The sequence below is a fragment of the Geobacillus sp. CX412 genome (assembly GCF_027942335.1).
Taxonomy (GTDB): Bacteria; Bacillota; Bacilli; order Bacillales; family Anoxybacillaceae; genus Parageobacillus_B; species Parageobacillus_B toebii.
This window is the reverse complement of the sequence record NZ_CP103461.1, coordinates 986,995-1,010,296: the sequence shown is the minus strand read 5'-3', so window position 1 is coordinate 1,010,296 and position 23,302 is coordinate 986,995. Positions and strand designations below refer to the sequence as shown.

At 44.6% G+C, this 23,302-nt stretch carries 19 protein-coding genes and 1 pseudogene; 1 reads left to right on the top strand and 19 read right to left on the bottom strand.

Going from position 1 to position 23,302, the window contains the following annotated elements; genetic code table 11:
• Positions 1–138 precede the first annotated feature (138 nt).
• The 8 genes from NXM86_RS05225 to NXM86_RS05190 all read right to left on the bottom strand — a co-directional run bounded on the left by NXM86_RS05225 (position 139) and on the right by NXM86_RS05190 (position 10,357).
• Positions 139–1,443, bottom strand: a complete 1,305-nt coding sequence (locus NXM86_RS05225; protein WP_089097900.1) for a dihydrolipoamide acetyltransferase family protein — start codon at positions 1,441–1,443, stop codon at positions 139–141.
• 59 nt (positions 1,444–1,502) lie between these two features.
• Positions 1,503–2,486: an alpha-ketoacid dehydrogenase subunit beta gene (locus tag NXM86_RS05220; RefSeq protein WP_015864425.1), complete on the bottom strand. Its 984-nt coding sequence runs from the start codon at positions 2,484–2,486 to the stop codon at positions 1,503–1,505.
• Positions 2,487–2,499: 13 nt separating this feature from the next.
• Entirely contained in the window at positions 2,500–3,495 is a 996-nt protein-coding gene (locus NXM86_RS05215) for a thiamine pyrophosphate-dependent dehydrogenase E1 component subunit alpha (RefSeq protein ID WP_015864426.1), read from the bottom strand.
• Between the two features lie 23 nt (positions 3,496–3,518).
• Positions 3,519–4,940: a dihydrolipoyl dehydrogenase gene (gene lpdA / locus NXM86_RS05210; protein ID WP_498958700.1), complete on the bottom strand. Its 1,422-nt coding sequence runs from the start codon at positions 4,938–4,940 to the stop codon at positions 3,519–3,521.
• Positions 4,941–4,955: 15 nt separating this feature from the next.
• Entirely contained in the window at positions 4,956–6,068 is a 1,113-nt protein-coding gene (buk, locus tag NXM86_RS05205; protein WP_015864428.1) for a butyrate kinase, read from the bottom strand.
• A gap of 64 nt (positions 6,069–6,132) precedes the next feature.
• Positions 6,133–7,236 carry a leucine dehydrogenase gene (locus tag NXM86_RS05200; protein WP_062752860.1) on the bottom strand — a complete coding sequence of 368 codons (1,104 nt, stop codon included), beginning with the start codon at positions 7,234–7,236 and terminating at the stop codon, positions 6,133–6,135.
• A 21-nt stretch (positions 7,237–7,257) separates the two neighbouring features.
• Complete coding sequence (gene yqiS / locus NXM86_RS05195) at positions 7,258–8,157, bottom strand: phosphate butyryltransferase (protein ID WP_097354720.1); 900 nt, start codon at positions 8,155–8,157, stop codon at positions 7,258–7,260.
• Positions 8,158–8,290: 133 nt separating this feature from the next.
• Positions 8,291–10,357 carry a sigma-54 interaction domain-containing protein gene (locus NXM86_RS05190; protein WP_062752863.1) on the bottom strand — a complete coding sequence of 689 codons (2,067 nt, stop codon included), beginning with the start codon at positions 10,355–10,357 and terminating at the stop codon, positions 8,291–8,293.
• Positions 10,358–10,498: 141 nt separating this feature from the next.
• Between NXM86_RS05190 and NXM86_RS05185 the strand changes: the two genes are divergently transcribed.
• Positions 10,499–10,747 (top strand): DUF2627 domain-containing protein, encoded by a 249-nt coding sequence (locus NXM86_RS05185; protein ID WP_015864432.1) that lies wholly within the window; start codon positions 10,499–10,501, stop codon positions 10,745–10,747.
• 13 nt (positions 10,748–10,760) lie between these two features.
• Here the strand turns inward: NXM86_RS05185 and NXM86_RS05180 are convergent, their stop codons facing one another.
• The 11 genes and pseudogenes from NXM86_RS05180 to xseA form a co-directional block, all read right to left on the bottom strand.
• Positions 10,761–11,057 carry a glycerophosphodiester phosphodiesterase family protein gene (locus tag NXM86_RS05180; protein ID WP_498958698.1) on the bottom strand — a complete coding sequence of 99 codons (297 nt, stop codon included), beginning with the start codon at positions 11,055–11,057 and terminating at the stop codon, positions 10,761–10,763.
• 52 nt (positions 11,058–11,109) lie between these two features.
• Positions 11,110–11,889: a sporulation transcription factor Spo0A gene (spo0A, locus tag NXM86_RS05175; protein WP_089097906.1), complete on the bottom strand. Its 780-nt coding sequence runs from the start codon at positions 11,887–11,889 to the stop codon at positions 11,110–11,112.
• Between the two features lie 314 nt (positions 11,890–12,203).
• A complete protein-coding gene (gene spoIVB / locus NXM86_RS05170) occupies positions 12,204–13,496 on the bottom strand; it encodes a SpoIVB peptidase (RefSeq protein WP_015864436.1) in 1,293 nt (430 codons plus the stop codon).
• A gap of 125 nt (positions 13,497–13,621) precedes the next feature.
• Complete coding sequence (gene recN / locus NXM86_RS05165) at positions 13,622–15,343, bottom strand: DNA repair protein RecN (protein WP_062752869.1); 1,722 nt, start codon at positions 15,341–15,343, stop codon at positions 13,622–13,624.
• 19 nt (positions 15,344–15,362) lie between these two features.
• Complete coding sequence (gene ahrC / locus NXM86_RS05160; protein ID WP_015864438.1) at positions 15,363–15,812, bottom strand: transcriptional regulator AhrC/ArgR; 450 nt, start codon at positions 15,810–15,812, stop codon at positions 15,363–15,365.
• 66 nt (positions 15,813–15,878) lie between these two features.
• Positions 15,879–16,712, bottom strand: coding sequence for a TlyA family rRNA (cytidine-2'-O)-methyltransferase (locus tag NXM86_RS05155; RefSeq protein ID WP_171698541.1), 834 nt, complete (start codon positions 16,710–16,712; stop codon positions 15,879–15,881).
• Positions 16,713–16,715: 3 nt separating this feature from the next.
• Positions 16,716–18,607, bottom strand: a pseudogene (gene dxs, locus NXM86_RS05150) (1-deoxy-D-xylulose-5-phosphate synthase).
• Between the two features lie 216 nt (positions 18,608–18,823).
• On the bottom strand, positions 18,824–19,717 hold the full coding sequence (locus NXM86_RS05145; RefSeq protein ID WP_015864441.1) for a polyprenyl synthetase family protein: 894 nt from the start codon (positions 19,715–19,717) through the stop codon (positions 18,824–18,826).
• 2 nt (positions 19,718–19,719) lie between these two features.
• Entirely contained in the window at positions 19,720–19,953 is a 234-nt protein-coding gene (locus NXM86_RS05140) for an exodeoxyribonuclease VII small subunit (RefSeq protein WP_015864442.1), read from the bottom strand.
• 227 nt (positions 19,954–20,180) lie between these two features.
• Positions 20,181–21,749 (bottom strand): IS200/IS605 family accessory protein TnpB-related protein, encoded by a 1,569-nt coding sequence (locus NXM86_RS05135; RefSeq protein ID WP_498958697.1) that lies wholly within the window; start codon positions 21,747–21,749, stop codon positions 20,181–20,183.
• 177 nt (positions 21,750–21,926) lie between these two features.
• Positions 21,927–23,294, bottom strand: a complete 1,368-nt coding sequence (gene xseA, locus NXM86_RS05130) for an exodeoxyribonuclease VII large subunit (RefSeq protein ID WP_187252128.1) — start codon at positions 23,292–23,294, stop codon at positions 21,927–21,929.
• Between the last annotated feature and the right edge of the window lie 8 nt (positions 23,295–23,302).

Genomic DNA, 23,302 nt, shown 5'->3' with positions numbered 1-23,302 from the left:
GAGCTGGTCCAATGCAATCCCCGCTTTCTAAAAGCTCCGCTGTAGTTATCGATAAACCCTTCTTAGAAAAGATTTGTATTAGGAGTATTATAACACGAAAAACCCCACCACAAACGAAGCTGTGGTGAGGTTTTCCTATTAATAAATCGGCGTATTATCTTTGGATATGTTTTCTAAAATTTCTTTGACGCGCGCAAGGAAGCGGCCGCAGATTAAGCCGTCCAAAACGCGGTGGTCAAGGGATAGACATAAGTTGACCATATCGCGGATGGCAATCATGCCGTCTTTGACAACCGGGCGTTTGACGATCGATTCCACTTGCAAAATCGCCGCTTGCGGATAGTTGATAATGCCCATCGATTGCACGGAGCCGAAGGAACCGGTGTTGTTCACCGTAAACGTGCCGCCTTGCATATCTTCCGGGCGAAGTTTGCCAGCGCGCGCCTTTGCGGCTAGCTCGGCGATTTCGCGTGCGATGCCTTTGATCGATTTTTCGTCGGCGTGCTTAATGACTGGAACAAATAACGCATCATCTGTCGCCACTGCGATCGAGATGTTGATGTCTTTTTTCTGGACAATTTTGTCGCCTGCCCACATCGAGTTGATCTGTGGGAATTCTTTCAATGCTTGCGCGACCGCTTTGACGAAAAAGGCAAAATATGTTAAATTGAAGCCTTCGCGTTTTTTGAATTCGTCTTTGATCGAGTCGCGGTATGCCACTAAGTTCGTCACATCGACTTCGACCATCGTCCATGCGTGCGGCGCTTCGTGTTTGCTGCGAAGCATGTTCGTGGCGATCGCTTTGCGCACAGGGGTGACTGGAATTTCGATGTCGCCTGCATGAACAGGAACGCTTGTCGCCGCCTGTTTTGGAACAGCTGCGGGTTCTGCTTTCGGCGCTTCTTGCACTGGTGTTGGCTGCGGTGCAGGCTGGGACGAAGCGGCCGACTGCCCACCGGCTTTCGGAATATTTCCAGATTCGATGAGCTTTAACAAATCTTTGCGCGTAATCCGTCCTCCCAGTCCCGTTCCTTGCACTTGCTCTAAATCAATATTATGTTCTTGAGCGAGGCGAAGAACAGCTGGCGAATAGCGGCCTTTATTGGCCCGATCCGCTTTTTTTGGCGCTTGAGCAGCTGCTCCTTTTGTCTCTTCTGCTTTCGGTGCTTCCTCTTGTTTCGCTTCCGTTGCTGTTCCTTCGCCTTCCACTTCGATCGTACAAATCACGGCGCCAACCGGTAGCGTTTCTCCTTCATTCGCGATAATTTCTTTGATCACGCCCGTAAATGACGAAGGAATTTCCGCATTCACTTTATCTGTCATGACTTCGGCGATCGGATCGTATTTGTTTACTTTGTCGCCGACAGATACAAGCCATTTGCTGATCGTTCCTTCGGTGACGCTTTCCCCGAGCTGGGGCATGGTAAGTTGTTCAATTGCCACGTGGGATAACCTCCTATCTCCGTTCAAATCTGCATTTTGAATCGCAAAAATCCGTCTGCTTAAAACGCCGCTAGCTCGCGCATTGCCTTTTCGACCTTGTCCGGGTTCACCATAAAGAATTTTTCCATCGTCGGTGCGTATGGCATCGCCGGGACGTCCGGGCCGGCAAGGCGCATAATTGGCGCGTCTAAATCAAACAAGCAATGTTCGGCGATAATGGCGGCCACTTCGCTCATGACGCTTCCTTCTTTGTTATCTTCCGTAATCAGCAGCACTTTTCCTGTTTTGCTTGCCGCTTCGATAATCGCTTCTTTATCTAGCGGATATACCGTACGCAAATCAAGGATGTGCGCGGAAATGCCATCTTGCGCTACCCGTTCTGCCGCTTGCAGCGCAAAATGAACACATAATCCATACGTAATAACGGTAATATCGTCGCCCTCGCGTTTAACGTCTGCTTTGCCGATTGGCAATACATAATCTCCTTCCGGCACTTCTCCTTTAATCAGACGATACGCGCGCTTATGTTCAAAGAAAAGCACCGGGTCTTCATCGCGAATCGCCGCTTTTAATAACCCTTTTACATCATATGGTGTCGATGGCATGACAATTTTTAAACCTGGCTGGTTCGCAAAAATCGCTTCCACTGATTGCGAATGGTATAAGGCGCCGTGAACGCCGCCGCCGTATGGAGCACGGATGACGATCGGACAGTTCCAGTCATTATTGGAGCGGTAGCGAATCCGCGCCGCTTCCGAAATAATTTGGTTGACCGCAGGCATGATGAAATCAGCAAATTGAATTTCAGCAATTGGGCGCAATCCGTACATCGCCGCACCGATTCCGACCCCAACGATCGCAGATTCAGATAACGGAGTATCAATGACACGTTCTTCGCCGAACTGTTCATACAATCCTTGTGTCGCTTTAAACACCCCGCCCTTTTTTCCAACATCTTCTCCTAATACGAAGACGCGCGGGTCGCGTTCCATTTCCTCGCGAATCGCCATCGTCACAGCATCAATATAGGAAATCACTGGCATCGTCCATTCCCCCTTACTTCTCTGCATATACGTACTTTAAGGCATGTTCTGGTTCCGCGTATGGCGCCTTTTCCGCATAATCGGTCGCTTCGTCCACCTGTTTCATGACGCGGTCATGAATTTCTTTTTCTAGTTCGTCTGTTAACACACCGGCTTCTTTTAAATATTTCGCAAACGAAATAATCGGGTCTTTGGCACGCGCTTCTTCTAATTCTTCTTCGGACCGGTATGCGCGTTGATCGTCGTCGGAAGAATGCGAGGTTAAACGATAGGAAACCGTTTCAATCAATGTCGGTCCTTCACCGCGGCGGGCACGATCAGCTGCCTCTTTCACGACTTTGTACACTTCAAGCGGATCGTTTCCGTCTACCGTATAGCCCGGCATACCGTAACCGATGGCGCGGTCCGATACTTTTTCGCACGCCAATTGTTTTGAAATTGGCACAGAAATCGCGTATTTGTTATTTTCGCACATGAAAATAACAGGCAATTTATGCACGCCGGCAAAGTTCGCTCCTTCATGGAAATCGCCTTGGTTTGATGAACCTTCCCCAAACGTGACAAACGCGATAAAATCTTTCTTCTCCATTTTTGCCGCCAGCGCAATGCCAACCGCATGCGGCACTTGCGTCGTTACTGGAGATGAGCCGGTTACGATGCGATTTTTCTTTTTCCCGAAGTGGCCTGGCATTTGCCGGCCGCCGGAGTTTGGATCTTCCGCTTTCGCAAACGCGGAAAGCATTAATTCCGTCGGCGTCATCCCGAATGTTAAAACAACGCCCATATCACGGTAGTAAGGCAAAACATAATCTTTCGTACGATCAAGGGCAAACGCCGCGCCGACTTGCGCCGCTTCCTGCCCTTGGCAGGAGATAACGAACGGAATTTTTCCAGCGCGGTTTAATAACCACATACGCTCGTCGATTTTACGAGCCAACAACATCGTTTCATACATTTGCAATACCGTTTCATCGCTTAAGCCTAGCGCTTGGTGACGATTTTCAGCCATCGAAACAACCTCCCTTTATTCGCTTAAAAATGAATCGCTTTTCCATCCACGGCAAGCGCCGCTTCTGCCATCGCTTCTGATAACGTTGGATGCGGATGAATCGTATGCGCGACTTCCCACGGCGTCGCATCCAGCACGCGAGCGAGTCCCGCTTCGGAAATCATATCGGTAACGTGAGGTCCTACCATATGAACGCCAAGCAAGTCGTTCGTTTTTTGATCGGCTACGATTTTCACGAATCCTTCCGCTTCGCCAAACACGAGCGCTTTGCCGATCGCTTTAAACGGGAATTTTCCGACTTTGACATCATATCCTTTTGCTTTCGCTTCTTCTTCCGTTAAGCCGACGCTTGCGACTTCCGGACGGCTGTAGACGCATTTCGAAATCATGGTATAGTCGATCGGTGATGGATTTTGGCCGGCAATATGCTCGACAGCAACGATGCCTTCATGGGATGCTACATGTGCTAGCTGCAAGCCGCCGATGACATCGCCAATCGCATAAATATGCGATTCTTTCGTTTGGTAAAACTCGTTCGTTTGAATAAATCCCTTTTCGACGACAATATCGGTATTTTCTAAGCCGATTCCTTCAATGTTTGCCTGGCGGCCGACGGAAACGAGCATTTTTTCGGCGGTAAACGTTTTTTGCTCGCCGTTATATTCCGCTTTAATCGTCACACCATTTCCTTTTTCCAACGTTTCCGGCAAGACTTTTGCCCCTGCGACAATCGTAATGCCGCGGCGCTTTAAAAGCTTTTCCACTTCTTTGGAGACGTCATGATCTTCCGTCGGCAAAATGCGCTCCGCGTATTCCAATACCGTCACTTCCACCCCAAAATCATTCAGCATCGATGCCCATTCAATGCCAATGACACCGCCGCCGACGATAATAATGGAAGAAGGAAGTGTTTCCATTTGCAGCGCTTCATCGGATGTCATGACCAATTTGCCGTCAATGTCAAGGCCTGGCAGCGTCCGCGGACGCGAACCTGTGGCGATGATAACATTTTTCGGCACGAGCATCTCGTTTTCCGAACCGTCATTCATTTCCACGGAAATCGTCCCCGGCATCGGCGAGAAAATGGATGGGCCTAAAATGCGCCCAGTTCCGGCATAAACGTCAATTTTTCCTTTTTTCATTAAGTGCTGAACGCCTTTATGGAGCTGTTCGATAATGGCTGCTTTGCGCGCCTGCACTTTGGCGAAGTCAAGGCGTACATCGCTTGCCATGACTCCGAACGTTTCGCTGTTTTTCGTTTGTGCGTATACTTCCGCGCTTCGCAGCAGCGCCTTGCTTGGAATGCAGCCGGCATGCAGACACGTTCCGCCCAGCTTGCCTTTTTCGACAACGGCTGTTTTTAGCCCTAGCTGGGAAGCGCGAATCGCTGCCACATATCCTCCGGTGCCGCCGCCAAGGATGACAAGATCATATTCTTTTGCCATATCGTTTTCTCCTTTCTATCGCAAAACGGTTGTGTGTGCCACATTCCCGCTCGGATATACTTTGTCTTTTTCTTCGCCGCGCAACACGCGCAACGCCCCTTCCGCAAGCGCTTGCAACTCGTTTTCACCCGGGTGGACAAACACATCGGCAATCCAGTTCACACGATCAATAATTTCTTTCACAAATTGTTTTCCGTATGCAAGTCCTCCTGTTAAAATAATCGCGTCGACTTTTCCCGCCAATACGGCGCTTGCTGCACCAATTTCTTTCGCCACTTGATAGGCCATTGCGCTATAGATAAGCTTTGCTTTTTCATCTCCCGCTTCGATCATTTTTTCGACTTTCACGGCATCATTCGTGCCAAGGTAACCGACTAACCCGCCTTTTCCAACGAGCATGCTCATTACCTCATCACGATAATACTCTCCCGAGAAACATAGCGAAACGAGATCTCCCGCAGGCACCGTACCGGCTCGCTCTGGGCTGAACGGTCCTTCCCCGTCCAAACCGTTATTCACATCCACCACTCGACCTTTTTTATGAGCGCCGACGGTAATCCCGCCGCCCATATGAGCGACAATCAGGTTCAGTTCTTCATATGGTTTGCCAAGCTGCTTGGCGACACGGCGTGCTACCGCCTTTTGGTTTAGCGCATGAAAAATGCTTCTTCGTTCAATCAGCGCAAATCCCGAAATGCGGGCAATTGGTTCCAGTTCATCGACAACAACAGGGTCAACAATAAACGCAGGGATATTTAGCGCCGAAGCAATTTCATGCGCCAAAATGCCGCCAAGATTGGAAGCGTGCTGCCCAGAATAGCCTTTTTTCAAATCTTCCAGCATTTGCTCATTGACGCGGTACGTTCCGCCTTCAATCGGGCGCAAAAGTCCGCCGCGGCCGCAAACAGCGCTTAATTTGGAAAGATTGATGCCTTCTTCATCAAGCGCGTCTAAAATCGTTTGTTTACGAAACTCATATTGATCAATAATCGATGGATAGCGCTGCAGCGTTTCCGCGTCATGGCGAATCGTTTTTTCAAAAATGGAGCGTTCATCTTCAAACACACCAATTTTTGTCGAGGTCGATCCAGGATTAATGGTTAAAATGCGAAACTTCTGCTCTTGCAACGTTTGTAACCTCCATTTCTGACCATGGAAGCGGGAATCATTCTCCCGCCTCCATGTGTTGTAATTAACGACCGCGACGTCGACTTAAAATGTGATGGCCGTTTTGTAAAAATTGGCTGCGGGACTTGCGCATCGTTTCAATCCGTTCCTCCGCAAGGCGGTCTGCCGCTTTATATGTTGGAATACCATCACGTTTGGCAATCGCAAATACTTTTTCGATATTGTCGTAAATTTGTTCGATTTTTTTCATTGCACGCTCGCGATTGTAGCCGTACAACTCATCGGCAACGTTAATGACGCCGCCGGCATTGATGACATAATCTGGCGCGTACACGATGCCCATTTCATGAATGATATCGCCATGTCTTGCCTCTTTTAGCTGGTTGTTCGCCGAACCGGCAATGACTTTCGCTTTTAATTGCGGAATCGTTTGGTCGTTAATAATCCCGCCAAGCGCACATGGAGCAAAAATGTCGCAATCGACGCCGTAAATATCGTTCGGATCTACCGCTTTGGCGCCAAATTCTTCAACGGCGCGCTGCACCGCTTCTTTGTTAATGTCAGTAACAATAAGTTGCGCCCCTTCTTCATGAAGATGACGGCATAAATGATAGGCGACATTGCCGACCCCTTGCACAGCAACGACTTTTCCCTCTAATGAATCGCTGCCAAATGCTTCTTTTGCCGCCGCTTTCATACCGCGATAAACACCATAGGCGGTTGCGGGAGATGGATTTCCGGAAGAACCAAATTCAGGGGAAATTCCTGTGACATAATCTGTTTCTTGATAAATAATATCCATGTCTTCCACCGTCGTACCAACATCTTCCGCTGTAATATAGCGGCCGTTTAAGCCTTGAATAAAGCGGCCGAACGCGCGGAACATCGCTTCATTTTTATCTTTGCGCGGGTCACCGATAATGACCGTTTTTCCGCCGCCAAGGTTGAGCCCTGCCGCAGCGTTTTTATACGTCATGCCGCGGGCTAAGCGGAGCGCATCTTCAATCGCTTCTTCTTCCGAGTTATACATCCACATGCGCGTACCGCCTAGCGCCGGTCCGAGCGTTGTATCGTGAATAGCGATGATCGCTTTCAATCCCGATTCTTTATCTTGGCAAAACAGCAATTGTTCATAATCGTATTTTTCCATGTATTTAAACAGTTCCATGATAACTTCCTCCCTAATGGTTTATTTGGACGCGGAACAAACCGCGAGCGCTAACGAATATAATTTGCTTTCCGCCGAATCGGCGCGTGATGTAAGGACAATCGGTGCCTTCGCCCCAGCGATGACGGCCCCGACTTTGGCATTGGCAAAATAAACAAGTGACTTATATAGCATGTTTCCCGCTTCAATGTCAGGAACAAGCAAAATATCTGCCCTTCCCGCCACTTCGCTGTCAATGCGCTTATGCTCCGCCGCTATAGCCGAAACAGCATTGTCGAGGGCAAGCGGTCCATCAATGATGCAATCTTTTATTTGTCCGCGTTTTTGCATCGTGGTCAGCGCTGCCGCATCAACGGTAGCCGGCATCGCTGGGTTGACTACTTCCACCGCCGCAAGCGGCGCCACTTTCGGCACGTCAATGCCAATTGACCGGGCTACGGCAACGGCATTCGCCACAATCTGCGCTTTTTGTTCTAAATCAGGTGAAATATTCATCGCGGCATCCGTCACAATAATGAAACGGTCATAGCCGGGTACTTCAAATACCGCGACATGGGAAAGCACCTTTCCCGTGCGCAAACCATACTCTTTGTTTAACACCGCTTTTAAAAGCGTAGCGGTCGGGATGTTCCCTTTCATCAAGACATTTGCCTCATTGAAGTGAACGGCTTTTACCGCCAGCTCAGCGGCTTGCACAGTGGAATTGGCATGGACGATTTCAATATGTCTGGAATTCTCATAGCCTTTTCGCCTCAACAGTTGCACAATTTGTTCACGGTCTCCATACAACACAAACTTTCCGAAATGGCGATCGATCGCCATCGTTACGGCATCAATTACTTCTTCATCTTCCGCTGCCGCGACGGCTACCGTCATATCGGTATATTTGGTTGCATGATCGATCAACGATTGCAGCTTCATCTTATGCACCAACCTCTTTATGAAATTTGTGGAGGCACCTTTATTAGTATGCAAAAAACGTGCCAACCCCAAAAACTTGAAAGCGCTTTATTTTTTTTGCTGATTATAAGCAATAATTTGCATGGTGTGCAAATTATTGCATGCTATTTTTGTCAATATTATATTTCTCCAACTTGTAATATAAATTGCGAATCGAAATGCCCAGCGCCCGCGCTGTCGCCGTTTTATTGTTGTTGTATTTTCGCAGCGCCTGCTTGATGATGCTTGCTTCATATTGCTCCACCATCTCCTCAAGCGGACGGATTTCCGTCTCCTTCTCATTTTTATGGGGAGAAGAATCGGCTCGCGAAATATCAAGGGGCGGAATATGATGAACATCGATCATCACTTCATTAAACTTCATAAAAATCATCGCCCGGCCTAATACATTTTCCAATTCGCGAACATTTCCCGGCCAATCGTAAGCAAGCAGGAGGTCAAGCGCGGCCGAAGTGACTCCTTCGACATTGCGTCCGTAGTCTTGATTAAGTTTTTGAATTAAATGCTGGCATAGTGCGGGTATATCTTCTTTTCTCGCCCGCAATGGAGGAATATAAATTGGCATGCGATTTAACCGGTAGTATAAGTCTTCACGAAACGTTCCTTCTGCGATTGCTTTTTCCAAGTTGACATTCGTGGCGGCAATGACACGGACGTTAATCGGGATTGGCTTCGTGCCTCCGACGCGGACGATTTCCCCTTCTTGCAAAACGCGAAGCAGTTTCGCCTGCGTATTCGCAGAAAGCTCACCGATTTCGTCCAGGAAAATGCTGCCGTTGTTCGCTTCTTCAAACAAGCCGCGTTTGCCGCCGCGCTTTGCCCCGGAAAATGCCCCTTCTTCATAACCAAACAGCTCGCTCTCTAATAGTGTTTCAGGAATGGCCGCACAATTGACACGGATAAATTTGTTATATTTTCTATCACTTGCATTATGAATCGCGTGAGCAAATAATTCCTTTCCTGTGCCGGATTCGCCACGCAGCAATATCGTCACCGGCGTTTTTGCGGCTACTTTCGCTTGTTCAATTGCTACCTTTATTCCCTCTGACGTACCGATAATATCGGCAAACGAATATTTCGCTTCGAGGGTACGAATAATTTGCCTTGCCCGATTAAGCTCCGCTGTCAGCCGCTGGATCTCGGATACGTCATGAATCACCCCGACGCTGCCTTTCAGCACTCCATCGACAATAATCGGCGCTACATTCACGACCACGTCGCGGTTTTTCGGCCCGACTTTCATGCGCACCCCGCGGACGGGCCGTCGCGTTTTGAGCACTTGCATATGCATGCTTTCCCCTTCGGCGATATCGGCGGTCGCCGGCTTGCCGATTACTTCTTCTTCCGTCAGGCCGGTAATGCGCGTATAAGCGGGATTAATTAAAATGCCGTTTCCATGCTCATCAACAACGGAAATAGCTTCCTCTGAAGAATGAATAATCGCCTCCAACATCATGCGCATTTCTTTCAAGTCGGTAATTTCCTCCGCTAGCTTTACTAATTCCGTAATATCTTTAAAAACAGCTAATGCACCGAACAGTTTACCTGTTTCATCAATCATTGGAATTCTCGTTGTAATAATTTTTTTGCCATTTTCTAATTTTAATTCTTGATGAAATTCTGTTTGTTTTGTTTTTAACACTCGCGGCAGGCCGCTCGTTGGAATGACTTCTAAAATGTGTTTTCCGATGACTTCCTCTTTATCCACTTCAATCATTTCCGCGGCGCTGTTATTGATATCCGTAATATAAGCAAACTCGTCAACGACAATCATTCCGTCATGCGCAGAATTAAAAATCAAACCACGCCTTGTTGTTTCGCTTTTCAGTTTCGCAATCAACATTTCTTTTTCTTCAACAAGTTCGGCCATTATATGAGCAACTGTCCCTGGCACGACAATCGTATTCGGCGAACAATGTTTGCGGATCTCATCCAACACTTCCTGTTTTCCTGTCGCTTCAATAATAAGGTCAATTTCTTCACTCGTAAAAGCACGCCAGTCGGTTCCAGTAGCAATATTCATTTCTTTCGCAAGTTTTATACCGCAAGCTTTCTCATTGATATCAACTACTGCGACAATTTGAAACATTGTTGTTTTTTCCAGCAGCTTTAATAGTGCTGTGCCTCCATTTCCAGCTCCAATAATCAATACCTTTTTCATTTTTATTCACCGCTCTTTTCAATGTGCAAGTTTTTGCAGGTATTTTTATCATAATTATTTTTTCTTTGCTTGACAAATAAAACGGAACCGTTATGATGAGGGATGAAACAACTTTTTCTCTGTGAAAGGATCATGATCATAATGGTACGGATCATCGCTCTGCTCATTTTAGTCATTCCTGGTTTGTTAGCCGCACTAGGCATTAAATGGATGCGTGATACACTATTTGGTATTTTGCATTCTCCATTTCCGTCCCTTTCACTGCAATTTTTGGGCGGCTTTCTTTTGTTTGCAGCCGGCTTGTCTTTTATCGGGGGGTTTATTTTACATCGTGACCGAAAACGAAATAAAGTCCAACCACGATTTCAAAAAAAGAAAAAAACGCCTTAAACGGTTCTCGCGCTTAGGGCGTTTTTTTATTTTCCCGAATATTCTTCGCATTGCGCGGATAATCAGTAAAAATGGCATCCACTCCGTATTGGAACATTTTTTCCATTAGTGGCTCTTGATTAATCGTAAATGGACGGATGGCAATTTGATAATGACGAGCTTGGCGAACAAACGGCTCCGTCACCGTTCGATGATAAGGGTGCAACCCATCCGCTCTCATCACTCGAACATATTTCCACGGATCGTATAAAGACTCCATATATAATAAAGCCGTTTCTATATTTGGCGCAAGACTGCGACAAAGCGCCATACTATTATGATTAAAAGACGATAAAATAATGCGATCTTCTAGGCCATAATGTTTAAGAAGCTTTATGTTCCAATCTTAACTTATCCGCCACCATCGCGATGAATTCGCTGTTTGTCGGTTTGGCTTTGGACATGCTGACCGTGTAGCCGAACAAGGAAGAAATCGATTCAATGTTGCCGCGGCTCCAAGCAACTTCAATCGCATGGCGGATCGCCCGCTCTACACGGCTGGCGGTTGTGTTGTATTTTTTCGCAATGTCTGGATAAAGCACTTTCGTAATGGAACCGAGCAATTCGATATCGTTATATACCATCGCGATTGCTTCACGTAAATATAAATATCCTTTAATATGCGCCGGAACGCCAATTTCATGAATAATGCTCGTAATGCTTGCATCCAAGTTTTTCGGCTTGTTATCCCGTGCTTGGTAGGAAGACGATGCTTTTTTCACCATTGGTGTTGTTTTTCCATACACTTGGCGGATATGATGTACTAAATTTTCCATGTCAAACGGTTTTAAAATAAAGTAGGAGGCGCCAAGTTCAACCGCTTTCTTCGTCACGTCTTCTTGGCCAAATGCCGTTAACATAATCACGTTTGGTTGTTTTTCTAGCTTTGTGCGGATTTTTTCCAATACAGCCAACCCATCTAAATGCGGCATAATAATGTCTAGCAGCAAAATGTCCGGCTGTTTTTCCTCAAGCATATATAAGCAATCTTGCCCATTATAGGCAGTCCCGATCACTTCCATATCGTTTTGGCTGGAAATATACTCTTCCAGCAAGCTCACTAATTCACGATTATCATCTGCGATACATACTTTAATTTTCAAGAAAATCTTCCTCCTTACTTCCCAATTTATTTATTTTCACTATGTAGAAAATTCCATTAAGACAATTCGACAATATGATGAAAAATCCTTTTACTTTTTTCAAAAATGCTAAAAAAACAAATAATTCATGAAATTATAACAGAAATTGAGTTGATTGGACAATTTTAATATAAATATTGCCACATTTTTGTCGAAAAATCTTTACACATTCATTTTATATGATGTTTCACCAAATATCTATGCAAAAACGCTGAATTTATTGACGTTTTTCACGAAATTTTTTACATAAAAAATTGGAAAAGGCGAGCTACATGTCAGCTCGCCTTTTTATTTGATTTTCCATATACATCAATTCCTGCTTCATTTAACATCCATTCGATATGGACGCCATAGCCAGATGTCGGATCATTGACAAATACGTGAGTAACTGCGCCAACTAATTTCCCGTCTTGAATAATTGGACTTCCGCTCATTCCTTGAACGATGCCACCCGTCTTTTTTAATAAGCGCGGATCCGTAACACGAATGACCAGTCCCTTTGTTGCTGGAAATTTTTGCGGGATAGTGCTTACGATTTCAATATCAAATTGCTCGACTTTATCGTTTTCCACAACGGTTAACATTTTTGCGGGGCCTTCTTTTACTTGGTTCGATAAGGCAATTGGAATTGGTTTATTCATAATTCCATTGTCTACCGGTTCCGTCAACTTTCCGAAAATGCCAAACGGGCTGTTATTCGTAATATTCCCAATCACTTCTTCCTCATCGGAAAACCGTGCTAATTTTTCGCCAGGGCTGCCGCTGCTTCCTTTTTCAATTGATGTCACAGTTGATCTCATAATTTGGCCATTTTGAACAACAATCGGTTTTTTCGTATCCATATCGGAAATGACATGACCTAGTGCTCCATATTTTTTGGAAACAGGGTCATAAAACGTCATCGTCCCGATACCAGCGGCAGAATCCCGAATGTATAATCCAACGCGGTAAGCATGATCATGTTTATCCTTTAACGGAACTAATTTCGTCGTAAAAGAGTGTTTGTCGCGAAGAACTTGAAGATGTAGCGGTTTTCCTGTTTTTCCTGCTTCCTCAATAAAAGGAGAAAGGTCACTCATCTTTTCAATTTTTTTGCCATTAATCCTTGTAATAATATCTCCTACTTTAATCCCAGCAATTTCGCCTGGTGATTTTTTTCCTTTTTCTGTTTCGACGAGATGGTAGCCAACCACAAGAACTCCTACTGTATTTAACTTAACACCAATGGATTGCCCTCCAGGGATGACTTTCAAAGTCGGCAAAACGTTTACATCTACCTGTTTTACCGGCATTCCGGCAACTTCTAATACCATTTTCTTTTCTCCACTTTGTTTTGCTTTTACGGAAAACGAATCAGCATGTTTGTGAACTTCTATCGATTTGGGAGCGTCTTTCACCGTTGCTTGGACTGGAAGCGCTGCAGTAGAAAATCGCATCGCTTCACCTTCAAACATCACGATTTGTTTTGGAATTTGAAAATATTCTTTAACCGGTTTCGACATACCGATCATGATGAACGAAACAAGGAGAAAAACCCCCATTATTTTTCGGATTGCCTCTGTATTCAATCTTTGTCACTCTCCTCGCTCCCACCTACACCCTCCAAAAAGCGGCTACAGTTTTAATTTTGCCTTAAACAGTGGAAATATAATCGTTTTCCCCATAAAAAAAGCTACCCATAATGGATAGCGTTTCATCCTTTGATTTTTGTTGCTAGCTCAAGCAACTCTTTTGCATGTTTTTTCGTCAGTTCTGTAATTTCTACACCAGAAATCATCCGGCCGATTTCCTTTACTTTTTCTTCGTCCGATAATTCTTTGACTGACGTTCTTGTGCGGCTTCCATCTGTTTCTTTCGCAATAAACAAATGCGTATCAGCCATCGCCGCTACTTGCGGCAGGTGGGAAATGCAAAGCACTTGCGAATCGATGGAGATGCGGTAAATTTTTTCGGCAATCGCCTGTGCAACCCGGCCGCTAACCCCCGTATCGACTTCATCAAAAATAATCGATGTAACTCCTTGATGTTTGGAAAATATGCTTTTTAATGCAAGCATGATGCGCGACAATTCCCCGCCAGAGGCAATTTTCGCTAACGGTTTTAACGGTTCGCCAACGTTTGTGGAAATATAAAATTCCACATCATCGACACCATCTTCATGAAATTTCACTGGTACACCATCAAGCAGCGGTGCATCAAGCGATCCTTCTCGTTTCGTAAATACGATATCAAATTGTGTTTTTTCCATATACAGCTCTTTTAATTCTTGATGAATATGGTTAATTAATGTTTTCGCGTACTTTTTGCGAACATTCGTCACATTTTTCGCTTCGATTAATAAATCTTCCGTCACCGATTTCAATTCTTTTTGCAGTTCGTGAATATGGGTTTCGCGATGTTGAATCGTATCGATTTCTTCTGTAATTTTTTCTGCATATTGCAAAATATCTTCGATGGTCGATCCGTATTTTCGTTTTAATTGATTGATTTCACTAAGGCGGCTTTCAATAAAATCAAGGCGGGCTGGATCATATTCCAATTGTTCGAGTTCATCGCGTAATTTATACGTAATATCCTCCAATAAATAATAACTATTCGCAATCGTTTCATACGCTTCTTTTAATGCCGGGTCAATAGAAGCGACATCATCTAAATGGCTCATTGCCAAACCAATCCAGTCAAGACCGCGCTGCTCGCCGGATAATGCCTCATAACTATGTTTAAGCGCTTCGTAAATCTTTTGGAAGTTCATAATTTTTACTTTTTCTTCCATCAACTGTTCATCTTCGTTTGGCTGTAAATTCGCTTTTTGAATTTCATCTAGCTGAAATGTTAATAAATCAAGGCGATGCGCCATTTGCTGCTCATTTTCATTTAACTTTTTTAGTTTCTTCCGCAATTGCTCATACTTCTCATAAACGGCGCGATATTCCTCAAGAGCCTCCGCAATTTCCGCCCCGCCGTATTCATCAAGTAGCGGAAGATGCCGAGATGGATTCATTAATTCTTGATGTTCATGTTGCCCATGAATATCGACAAGCGTAGAACCGATATCGCGCAATATAGCCGTCGTCACTAATTTTCCGTTTACGCGGCATACGCTTTTTCCAGTTGCGAAAATTTCACGGCGCAAAACAACCATGCCTTCGCTAATGTCAATGCCGACTTCGGCACATTTGTCATAACATGGATGGTTTTCATTATCTAGTAAAAAAAGTCCTTCTATTTCCGCCTTGTCTTCTCCGTAGCGGACAAATTCTGCCGAACCCCGTCCTCCGATCAGCAGATGGATCGCATCAATAATAATCGACTTTCCCGCTCCCGTTTCCCCAGTTAACACCGTCAGTCCTTTTTCAAACGAAATGGACAATGATTCAATAATCGCAAAATTTTTTATGGATAATTCCGCTAGCAAGTGGAATCACCACCTTCATTTAAAGCATTTCTAATAATTGTTTGGAAACCTTCTCGGCATCTTCCGCTGTTCGACAAATAATAAGACAAGTGTCATCTCCACAAATCGTTCCAACGATTTCGTTCCAGTCTAAATTATCAAGCAAAACACCAATGGCATGCGCATTGCCTGGCAATGTTTTTAAAACGAGCAAATTGCCAGCACCATCAAGCTTGATAAACACATCCATTAAAGCGCGTTTTAATTTTTGAACAGGATTAAAACGCTGATCGGAAGGAAGGCTATATTTATAACGGCCATTTGCCATCGGCACCTTGACAAGCTGCATTTCTTTAATGTCTCTTGACACCGTCGCCTGCGTGACATTAAACCCTGCTTTCTTAAGCATATCAACGAGCTCATCTTGTGTTTCTATGTCGTGGCTCATAATAATTTCGCGAATTTTAATATGCCTTTGTCCTTTATTCAAATTCGACACCTCTCACAAGTAAATTCACGGTAAAAACGGGAATAACCATGTCCGTTATTCCCTTTCTTAAGTAGAATTGCTTTTCAGCTGCAAATGAGCTTCTTTCACTACCGCGCTTACCGATTGCGATAAGAAGTTTTCTCCCATTTCTTTGCCGCCTTGGAAGCGAAGATGAAGCAAAAATTCGATATTCCCGTCCCCGCCGGTAATCGGGGAATACGATAAGTTCATGACATCAAATCCTTCGCAAAGCGCAAAGTCGATAATGGACGTTAACACTTCTTCATGCACGTTCGGGTCGCGAACGATGCCTTTTTTGCCGACTTTTTCTTTGCCGGCTTCGAATTGCGGTTTGACTAAAGCGATCACATCGCTTTCAGGGATAAGCACGGTCTTTAATACAGGCAATATTAGTTTCAATGAAATAAATGAGACATCGATCGTCGCAAATTGTGGAAGCCCTTTCGTAAAATAATCAGGCGTGACGTAGCGGAAATTCGTCCGTTCCATCACAACAACACGATCATCTTGGCGTAATTTCCATGCGAGTTGGTTATAGCCGACGTCAACCGCGTATGATAATTTTGCCCCATGCTGCAACGCGCAATCTGTAAATCCTCCCGTAGATGCCCCGATATCTAAAATAATTTTATCTTGGACACTGACATCAAACGTGCGCAACGCTTTTTCCAGCTTCAATCCTCCGCGGCTTACATACGGAAGCACGTCTCCTTTTATCGTTAGCGGGATATCTGCAGGCACCTTTTCTCCAGGCTTGTCTAATCGAATTTCATTCGAATACACAAGCCCAGCCATAATCGCGCGTTTTGCTTTTTCACGCGTCTCTATTAAACCTCGTTGAACAAGCAATACATCCAGACGTTCTTTTTTCCCTTTCATCTCTCATGCCCTTTTTTGTTTTCTTGGTAAATAGTTTTTACACGATCAATAATATGTGCTGTCGTTAAACCAATTTCATTTAACAACTCTTTGACACTGCCGTGTTCAATGAAGCGGTCAGGAATGCCCATTCGGTTAATCACCGCTTGATGATAGCCATGGTCGTGGGCAAACTCCAAAACAGCGCTGCCAAAGCCGCCTTGCAACACCGCTTCTTCAATCGTTAAAATTGGGATATTGCTTTCTAACAAATCATGTAATATTTTCTCATCCATCGGTTTAATAAAACGAGCGTTCACTACTTTTACAGAAATATTATCTTTAGCAAGCTTCTCTGCGGCCTCTAATGCCATGGAAATCGTAGTGCCAAACGTTAAAATCGCTAAATCTCGGCCTTCGCGCAATACTTCCCACGTTCCTATCGGAATTTTCTTCAATTCTTCATCGAGCTTGACGCCAAGTCCGTTGCCGCGCGGAAAGCGAAGCGCGATTGGTCCGTCATCATATTGAATCGCCGTATACACCATATGCTGCCCTTCGTTTTCGTCCTTTGGCATCATAATGACAAGGTTCGGAACGTGGCGCAAAAAGGCGATATCAAACACACCTTGGTGTGTTTCACCGTCCGCGCCGACTAGCCCTGCTCGATCAATGGCGAAAAAAACGTTTAAATTTTGCCGGCAAACATCATGAACAACTTGATCATACGCCCGCTGCAAAAATGTCGAGTAAATTGCTAAAAATGGCTTCATTCCTTGCGTCGCAAGCCCCGCAGCAAGCGTTGTTGCATGTTGTTCCGCAATTCCGACATCAAACATTCGGTCAGGAAATTCGCTTGCAAATCCTTCTAATTTTGATCCGACTGGCATTGCCGGTGTGATTGCGACAATCCGTTTATCTGTGCGAGCTAATTTTCGCACCGTCTCGCTAACAAGTTCGCTCCATGATGGAGCAGTATCCACCGGTTTTAGAAAATCACCTGTTTCAATTTTGTATGGTCCGGTACCATGCCATGTTCCGACTTTATCATTTTCCGCCGGACTATATCCCTTTCCTTTTTTCGTAATAACGTGAAGAAGTACAGGACCTTTTATTTTTTTGGCATAATGCAAATTCTCAAACAAATCGTCAAAATTATGTCCATCAACAGGACCGAGATACGTAAACCCTAATTCTTCAAAAAAAACGCCTGAAACAAGCAAATATTTTAAGCTATCTTTAATGCGCTCTGCCGTTGCCGCTAACTTTCCGCCAACAGCTGGAATTCTTTTTAATAAAAATTCCAGCTCGTCTTTCACCCATTGATATTTGCCCGCTGTCCGCAACCGTCCTAACACATTATGGAGCGCGCCAACGTTTGGAGCAATGGACATTTCGTTATCGTTTAAAACGACGATGATATCTTTTTTCTCATGTCCGATATGATTTAATGCTTCAAGCGCCATGCCGCCTGTTAATGCTCCGTCGCCAATAATCGGAACGATGTATTCATCCGTTCCTTTTAAATCGCGGGCAATTGCCATCCCCATCGCCGCAGATAAGGATGTAGAACTATGACCGGTTTCCCACACGTCATGTTCGCTTTCGCTTCTCTTTGGAAATCCCGATAAACCTTTATATTGACGTAATGTATCAAATTCGGATGCACGCCCCGTCAAAATTTTATGGACGTATGATTGGTGGCCGACATCCCAAATCAACTTATCTTTCGGACTATCAAACACTTTATGAAGCGCAATGGTCAGTTCGACAACGCCCAAATTTGGGCCGATATGCCCGCCTGTTTTCGACAGCTTTTCAATTAAAAATTTGCGAATATCAGCACTTAATTCGATTAACTGCTTTGTTGACATATTTTTTAAAAAGCGCGGATTTTTAATTTTGGTAACATCCAAACGAGATCACTCGCTTTCGTTTTTATCGTTCTCTTTTGTTATAGCTGATATAATACAGAAGTTAGTTATTATTATACATGATTAAACATAAAAAATCGATTTCCGTTAAAAAGAGAAAAAAGAGCCGCTAACACAACTGTGATAACGGCATGCAAGAAAAAACTCTCTATTATTTCACTATAACATATTCGCAAAAAAGCAGCAATGAGCGTTTCCTTAGTGGTCGCGCGTAGCGACTAAATCGCAAATATAACTTAGTACACTGTCATTTATTTCTGCTTTTTGCAAATAACGTTTTGCTTCTGCGATATGAAAAGATAGCTTTTCTTTCGCCCCAGCAATCGTTAAAAGCGATGGATATGTCACTTTTTTATTTTCTATATCGCTGCCAACCCGTTTGCCAATCTTTTCTTCTGAGCCTTCGATATCAAGAATGTCATCGCGAATTTGAAAAGCGAGACCGAGATGGGATGCAAACGTATGGAGATGGTGCAGCTGCTCGTCTTTCGCATCTGCGAGCAACGCTCCTGCCAATACGCTGTATTGCAGCATTTTCCCTGTTTTATGACGATGGATATATTCCAGCTGTTCAAGCGACAGCTGTTTTCCTTCTCCTTCGATATCGGCAACTTGCCCTGCCACCATTCCTTCCGGTCCAGCCGCTTTTGCCAGTTCTTCGATTAAACGAATCTTTGTCGCCGGAACGATGCGCGCATCACTCATTTCCGCAATCACTTGAAACGCGTAAGTGAGCAATCCGTCTCCCGCTAAAATAGCCATCGCTTCTCCAAACACTTTATGATTCGTTGGTTTCCCTCGTCGCAAATCATCGTTATCCATACTTGGCAAATCATCATGGATCAATGAGTATGTATGAATCATCTCAATAGCACACGCAACTGGAAGCCCGATATCCGGTTCTTTTCCAAACGAATGCAGCGTCGCAAACAACAGAAGCGGACGGATGCGCTTCCCGCCTGCCTCCAGCGAATAAGACATCGCCCGTTTAATCGTTCCAGGAGCATTCAGCCTTGCAATATAGTGCGGCAACGATTCTTCTAAACGCTGTTTTTGTTGTTGTAAAAATTGCTCTACCTCCGCCCGGTTCAAGGCTATTCCTCCTCCTGAATCGAGAAAGGAGCGAGTTGCCCATCCTCTCGTAAAATGTATTCCATCTGTTTTTCCACATGTTGCAATTTATCATGACAAAGTTTGGAAAGCTTCATTCCTTCTTGGAAAAAGGAAATCGCCTGTTCAAGCGGTACATTTCCTTCTTCTAATTTTTCGACGATCTCTTCTAACTTTTGCATTGCTTCCTCAAACGTCAATTCTTTTTCCTCACTCATGTAAATGCTTCTCCTGGTTACTAAAATCTATAAAAATCGACTCATCGCGATGGAACCAGGAAACACCGCTTGCCGCTCGGATTCTCACCGAGTTCCATCAGGAAGGGAATTTCCCTTGTCATTCATCTATTGTGAAAGACACCCCGTGGCTCGCTGTCAGCGACGGCACCTGTCGTGCACCATTCCTTCCCTCGGTCAGTACACGACAACGATTTTAGTAACCAGGTCTACACCTCCTTCAGTTGAATTTGGTCCTGGTTCAGCCAACAACATTTGTGCAAGATATTCCATAACGACCATTCATGCTCTTGTTTGAAATTCTCGATTTTGCGTAACATCATCGCGATATATTGGCGTTGTTTCTTGCCGCTTTTCGATTGCTTGTAGGATTCTTCCATTGACCCTAGCACCGCAATCAAATGGTTTTTCACTTTCGTTTTTATGATGTGAATGAGTTCTTTTGGCAACCGTTCCTGATACCCTAATCCCCGTCTGCCAATCACCAAAGCGGCGCTTTCATGGACGGATAACCCATACTTCTTCATATACTTGAAACGACCGATGACGCTGGTGTACGCCGGATTCACTTTTTTGATGCGAAACCCAAGCCGCATCCCACGGCGAATGATAGTATCAGTCAGTTTTTTCTTGTTGAAATTATGGGTCAAGCGATTGAATCGTTTGTCCGTATCGTGCCGCTGTCTTAGTTGAATGTTTTCGATGACCACTGCCCCCACATTCTCTTGAAGCAGCCAGTCATACACATCTCGTACGGTTTCTCCAACGATGTTGTTTCGTTTATTCGCTTTCACATATTCGAGTTCATGGCAGTAAAACACTTTTGATTGGATGAAGTTTCCTTGTTTCGAAACGATGCTTACAGCGATGCGGTCAATATTGATATCCATCCCTGCGATTCGTTCCGCTTGAATCGGTTCATCATAGGCAAGTTCCCTGCCATATACCTCTTCTTCATAGATGAGATGAACATAATATTCCCCGTTTTTGCGTTGGATTTCGACAGTGTATGGTCGATATTCGATGATCGGCTTTCCTTTTGCATTCACCCCGACTTGTTCTCCCATGACGAGATCCATGATTTCCTCTTCATATTTTTCAGGAACGGACACAGGGAATCGTAAACGGGGAGCGGTTTTGTTTTCCTGTTGTCCAAGTGGATTGGCGATTTCTACATAACATTGGTACGTCTTGTCGTCATAGGTGAGGCGAATATTCAAATTCCCTTTTTTGCTTTTATCGCCTCTGGCGTACAACTGATTGGAACGCAAATCTTTCCATTCTTCGTTCGTGATTTTTCCTTTTAGACGCTTATAAAAGTTCTCTTTTCCGCCAAAAATCACACGTGGAATCGTTCCATGGTCGAGATGGTGCTTTAGCTCCTCTTCTTTGGATTTGAGTTTTTCTAATCGTCGGTGTAATCCGGCTAAACATGTTGGAAGATCGACTTTTTTCGGTGTTTTTCGTCCATGTTGGTACTCATCGATTTTCTTTTCGGTTTTTTCAATTTTCGCCTGCACATCCTCCAAGCGCATTGGAAGCAACTCACGTTGGGAAGAAATCAGCGATTGAGCAAGCAAGACCGCATCTTCGGCAAACCGTTTGTTGAGCCGAAATTGGCGCGGAAGGTGCTGGATGATGTCTTTTGCGTTCCTTCCCTCCAGCAAACGATTAAACGCATATCGCTTCGCGGAACCAAAGACGCGCATTAACTCATCTAATGAACGAAGTTGTAATTCATCATGAGAAACGATTTTCATACCCCGAACCGTTTTCATCCCCTTGCCTTCCCCCTTCGTTTGGATACTTAAGAACATATATTCGCCAACTTTTCTTCATTTCCTTTTTTACATACGGAAGGGGGAGGGAATTTTTTATTAAAAGACAAGGGACGATGGAAAAGATGGAGAACATCCACCTCTTTACGTTCAATAACAGGAGATATTTACATAATTTTATAGAGGTTTAACAAACTGCTTCTCCTCCATTCCCCATACATGACAATCAATTTGCCCATCTTGCAAACGCACTTGAATCGTATCTCCTAGTTGAAGCTGGCGAATGCTTTTTACAAGTTCCTTTTTTTCATTATAAACTAAGCTATAACCTCTCTCCATAATTTTGAGCGGACTAAGCGCATGCAAATGTGAAACGAGAGACGTAAAACGAAGCTGTTGATGATGAATATGGGAGCGCATCTCTTTTTCCAATGATTTAGTAAGAGATTCGTGTTTTTCTTTCATTCTTGATAACTGTTCGTTCGGGTGATGCCGCAACAATTTCAAGCGAAGCTGCTCGAGCCGTTCGCGTTTTTTATCAAAAAGCCGTTCTGTATGACGTTCGAGACGTTCTAGCAAAGAGTCTAATTGCTGTTCCTTTTGTTCATATAGTTTTTCTGGATAACGAAACGCATACGATTTTTGCAAGCGCAAAAGACGATCGGATTCTGTCGCTATTTTTTCTTTCATCGCGCGCATTAACCGCAATTTTCGTTGTGAAATCCGTTCCATCAATTCCGCAATATGCGGCACCGCCAGTTCCGCAGCACCGGTTGGGGTTGGGGCGCGCAAATCGGCAACAAAATCGGCAATCGTAAAATCCGTTTCGTGTCCAACCGCGGAAATAATCGGCACTTCGGAAGCAAAAATCGCACGGGCGACTATTTCTTCATTAAACGCCCATAACTCTTCGATCGAACCGCCTCCACGTCCGACAATAAGCACATCGATGTAACCAAGCTCGTTTGCTTTTTCAATAGAGCGAACGATGGATTCTGCAGCTTGTTCCCCCTGAACGAGCGTCGGAAATAAAATCACTGTCGCAATTGGGTAGCGGCGGCGAATCGTCGTCATAATATCGCGAATCGCCGCGCCGGTCGGGGAAGTGACCACACCAATATAGCGTGGAAACGCAGGAATCGGCTTTTTATGCTCTGGCGAAAACAGTCCTTCTGCCTCCAGCCGCTTTTTTAGTTGTTCGTACGCCAAATATAAATTTCCGATTCCTTCTGGCTGCATTTCTTTCACATAAATTTGATAGTTTCCGCTCGGCTCGTACACCGAAATTTCGCCGCGAACGAGCACTTTCATGCCATCTTCCGGACGAAAGCTTAAATATTGATTATATCCAGCGAACATGACCGCTTGAATGCGGGCCTGTTCATCTTTTAACGTAAAATACATATGTCCGCGCGAGTGGTATTTAAAATTAGAAATTTCCCCTTTGATCCATAAGTCGCGTAAATGCGGATCTACTTCAAATTTGCGCTTAATATATTTTGTCAACGCTCCAACGGTTACATATTTTACTTCTGCCACAAGCATAACCCTCG

Bases quoted from the DNA above. Each gene is read 5' to 3' on its own strand.
- NXM86_RS05220 (WP_015864425.1), bottom strand. From the start codon at position 2,486: ATGCCAGTGATTTCCTATATTGATGCTGTGACGATGGCGATTCGCGAG.
- NXM86_RS05215 (WP_015864426.1), bottom strand. From the start codon at position 3,495: ATGGCTGAAAATCGTCACCAAGCGCTAGGCTTAAGCGATGAAACGGTA.
- lpdA (WP_498958700.1), bottom strand. From the start codon at position 4,940: ATGGCAAAAGAATATGATCTTGTCATCCTTGGCGGCGGCACCGGAGGA.
- NXM86_RS05200 (WP_062752860.1), bottom strand. From the start codon at position 7,236: ATGGAACTGTTTAAATACATGGAAAAATACGATTATGAACAATTGCTG.
- yqiS (WP_097354720.1), bottom strand. From the start codon at position 8,157: ATGAAGCTGCAATCGTTGATCGATCATGCAACCAAATATACCGATATG.
- NXM86_RS05190 (WP_062752863.1), bottom strand. From the start codon at position 10,357: ATGAAAAAGGTATTGATTATTGGAGCTGGAAATGGAGGCACAGCACTA.
- NXM86_RS05185 (WP_015864432.1), top strand. From the start codon at position 10,499: ATGGTACGGATCATCGCTCTGCTCATTTTAGTCATTCCTGGTTTGTTA.
- NXM86_RS05180 (WP_498958698.1), bottom strand. From the start codon at position 11,057: ATGGCGCTTTGTCGCAGTCTTGCGCCAAATATAGAAACGGCTTTATTA.
- NXM86_RS05155 (WP_171698541.1), bottom strand. From the start codon at position 16,712: ATGAAAGGGAAAAAAGAACGTCTGGATGTATTGCTTGTTCAACGAGGT.
- NXM86_RS05140 (WP_015864442.1), bottom strand. From the start codon at position 19,953: ATGAGTGAGGAAAAAGAATTGACGTTTGAGGAAGCAATGCAAAAGTTA.
- NXM86_RS05135 (WP_498958697.1), bottom strand. From the start codon at position 21,749: ATGAAAACGGTTCGGGGTATGAAAATCGTTTCTCATGATGAATTACAA.
- xseA (WP_187252128.1), bottom strand. From the start codon at position 23,294: ATGCTTGTGGCAGAAGTAAAATATGTAACCGTTGGAGCGTTGACAAAA.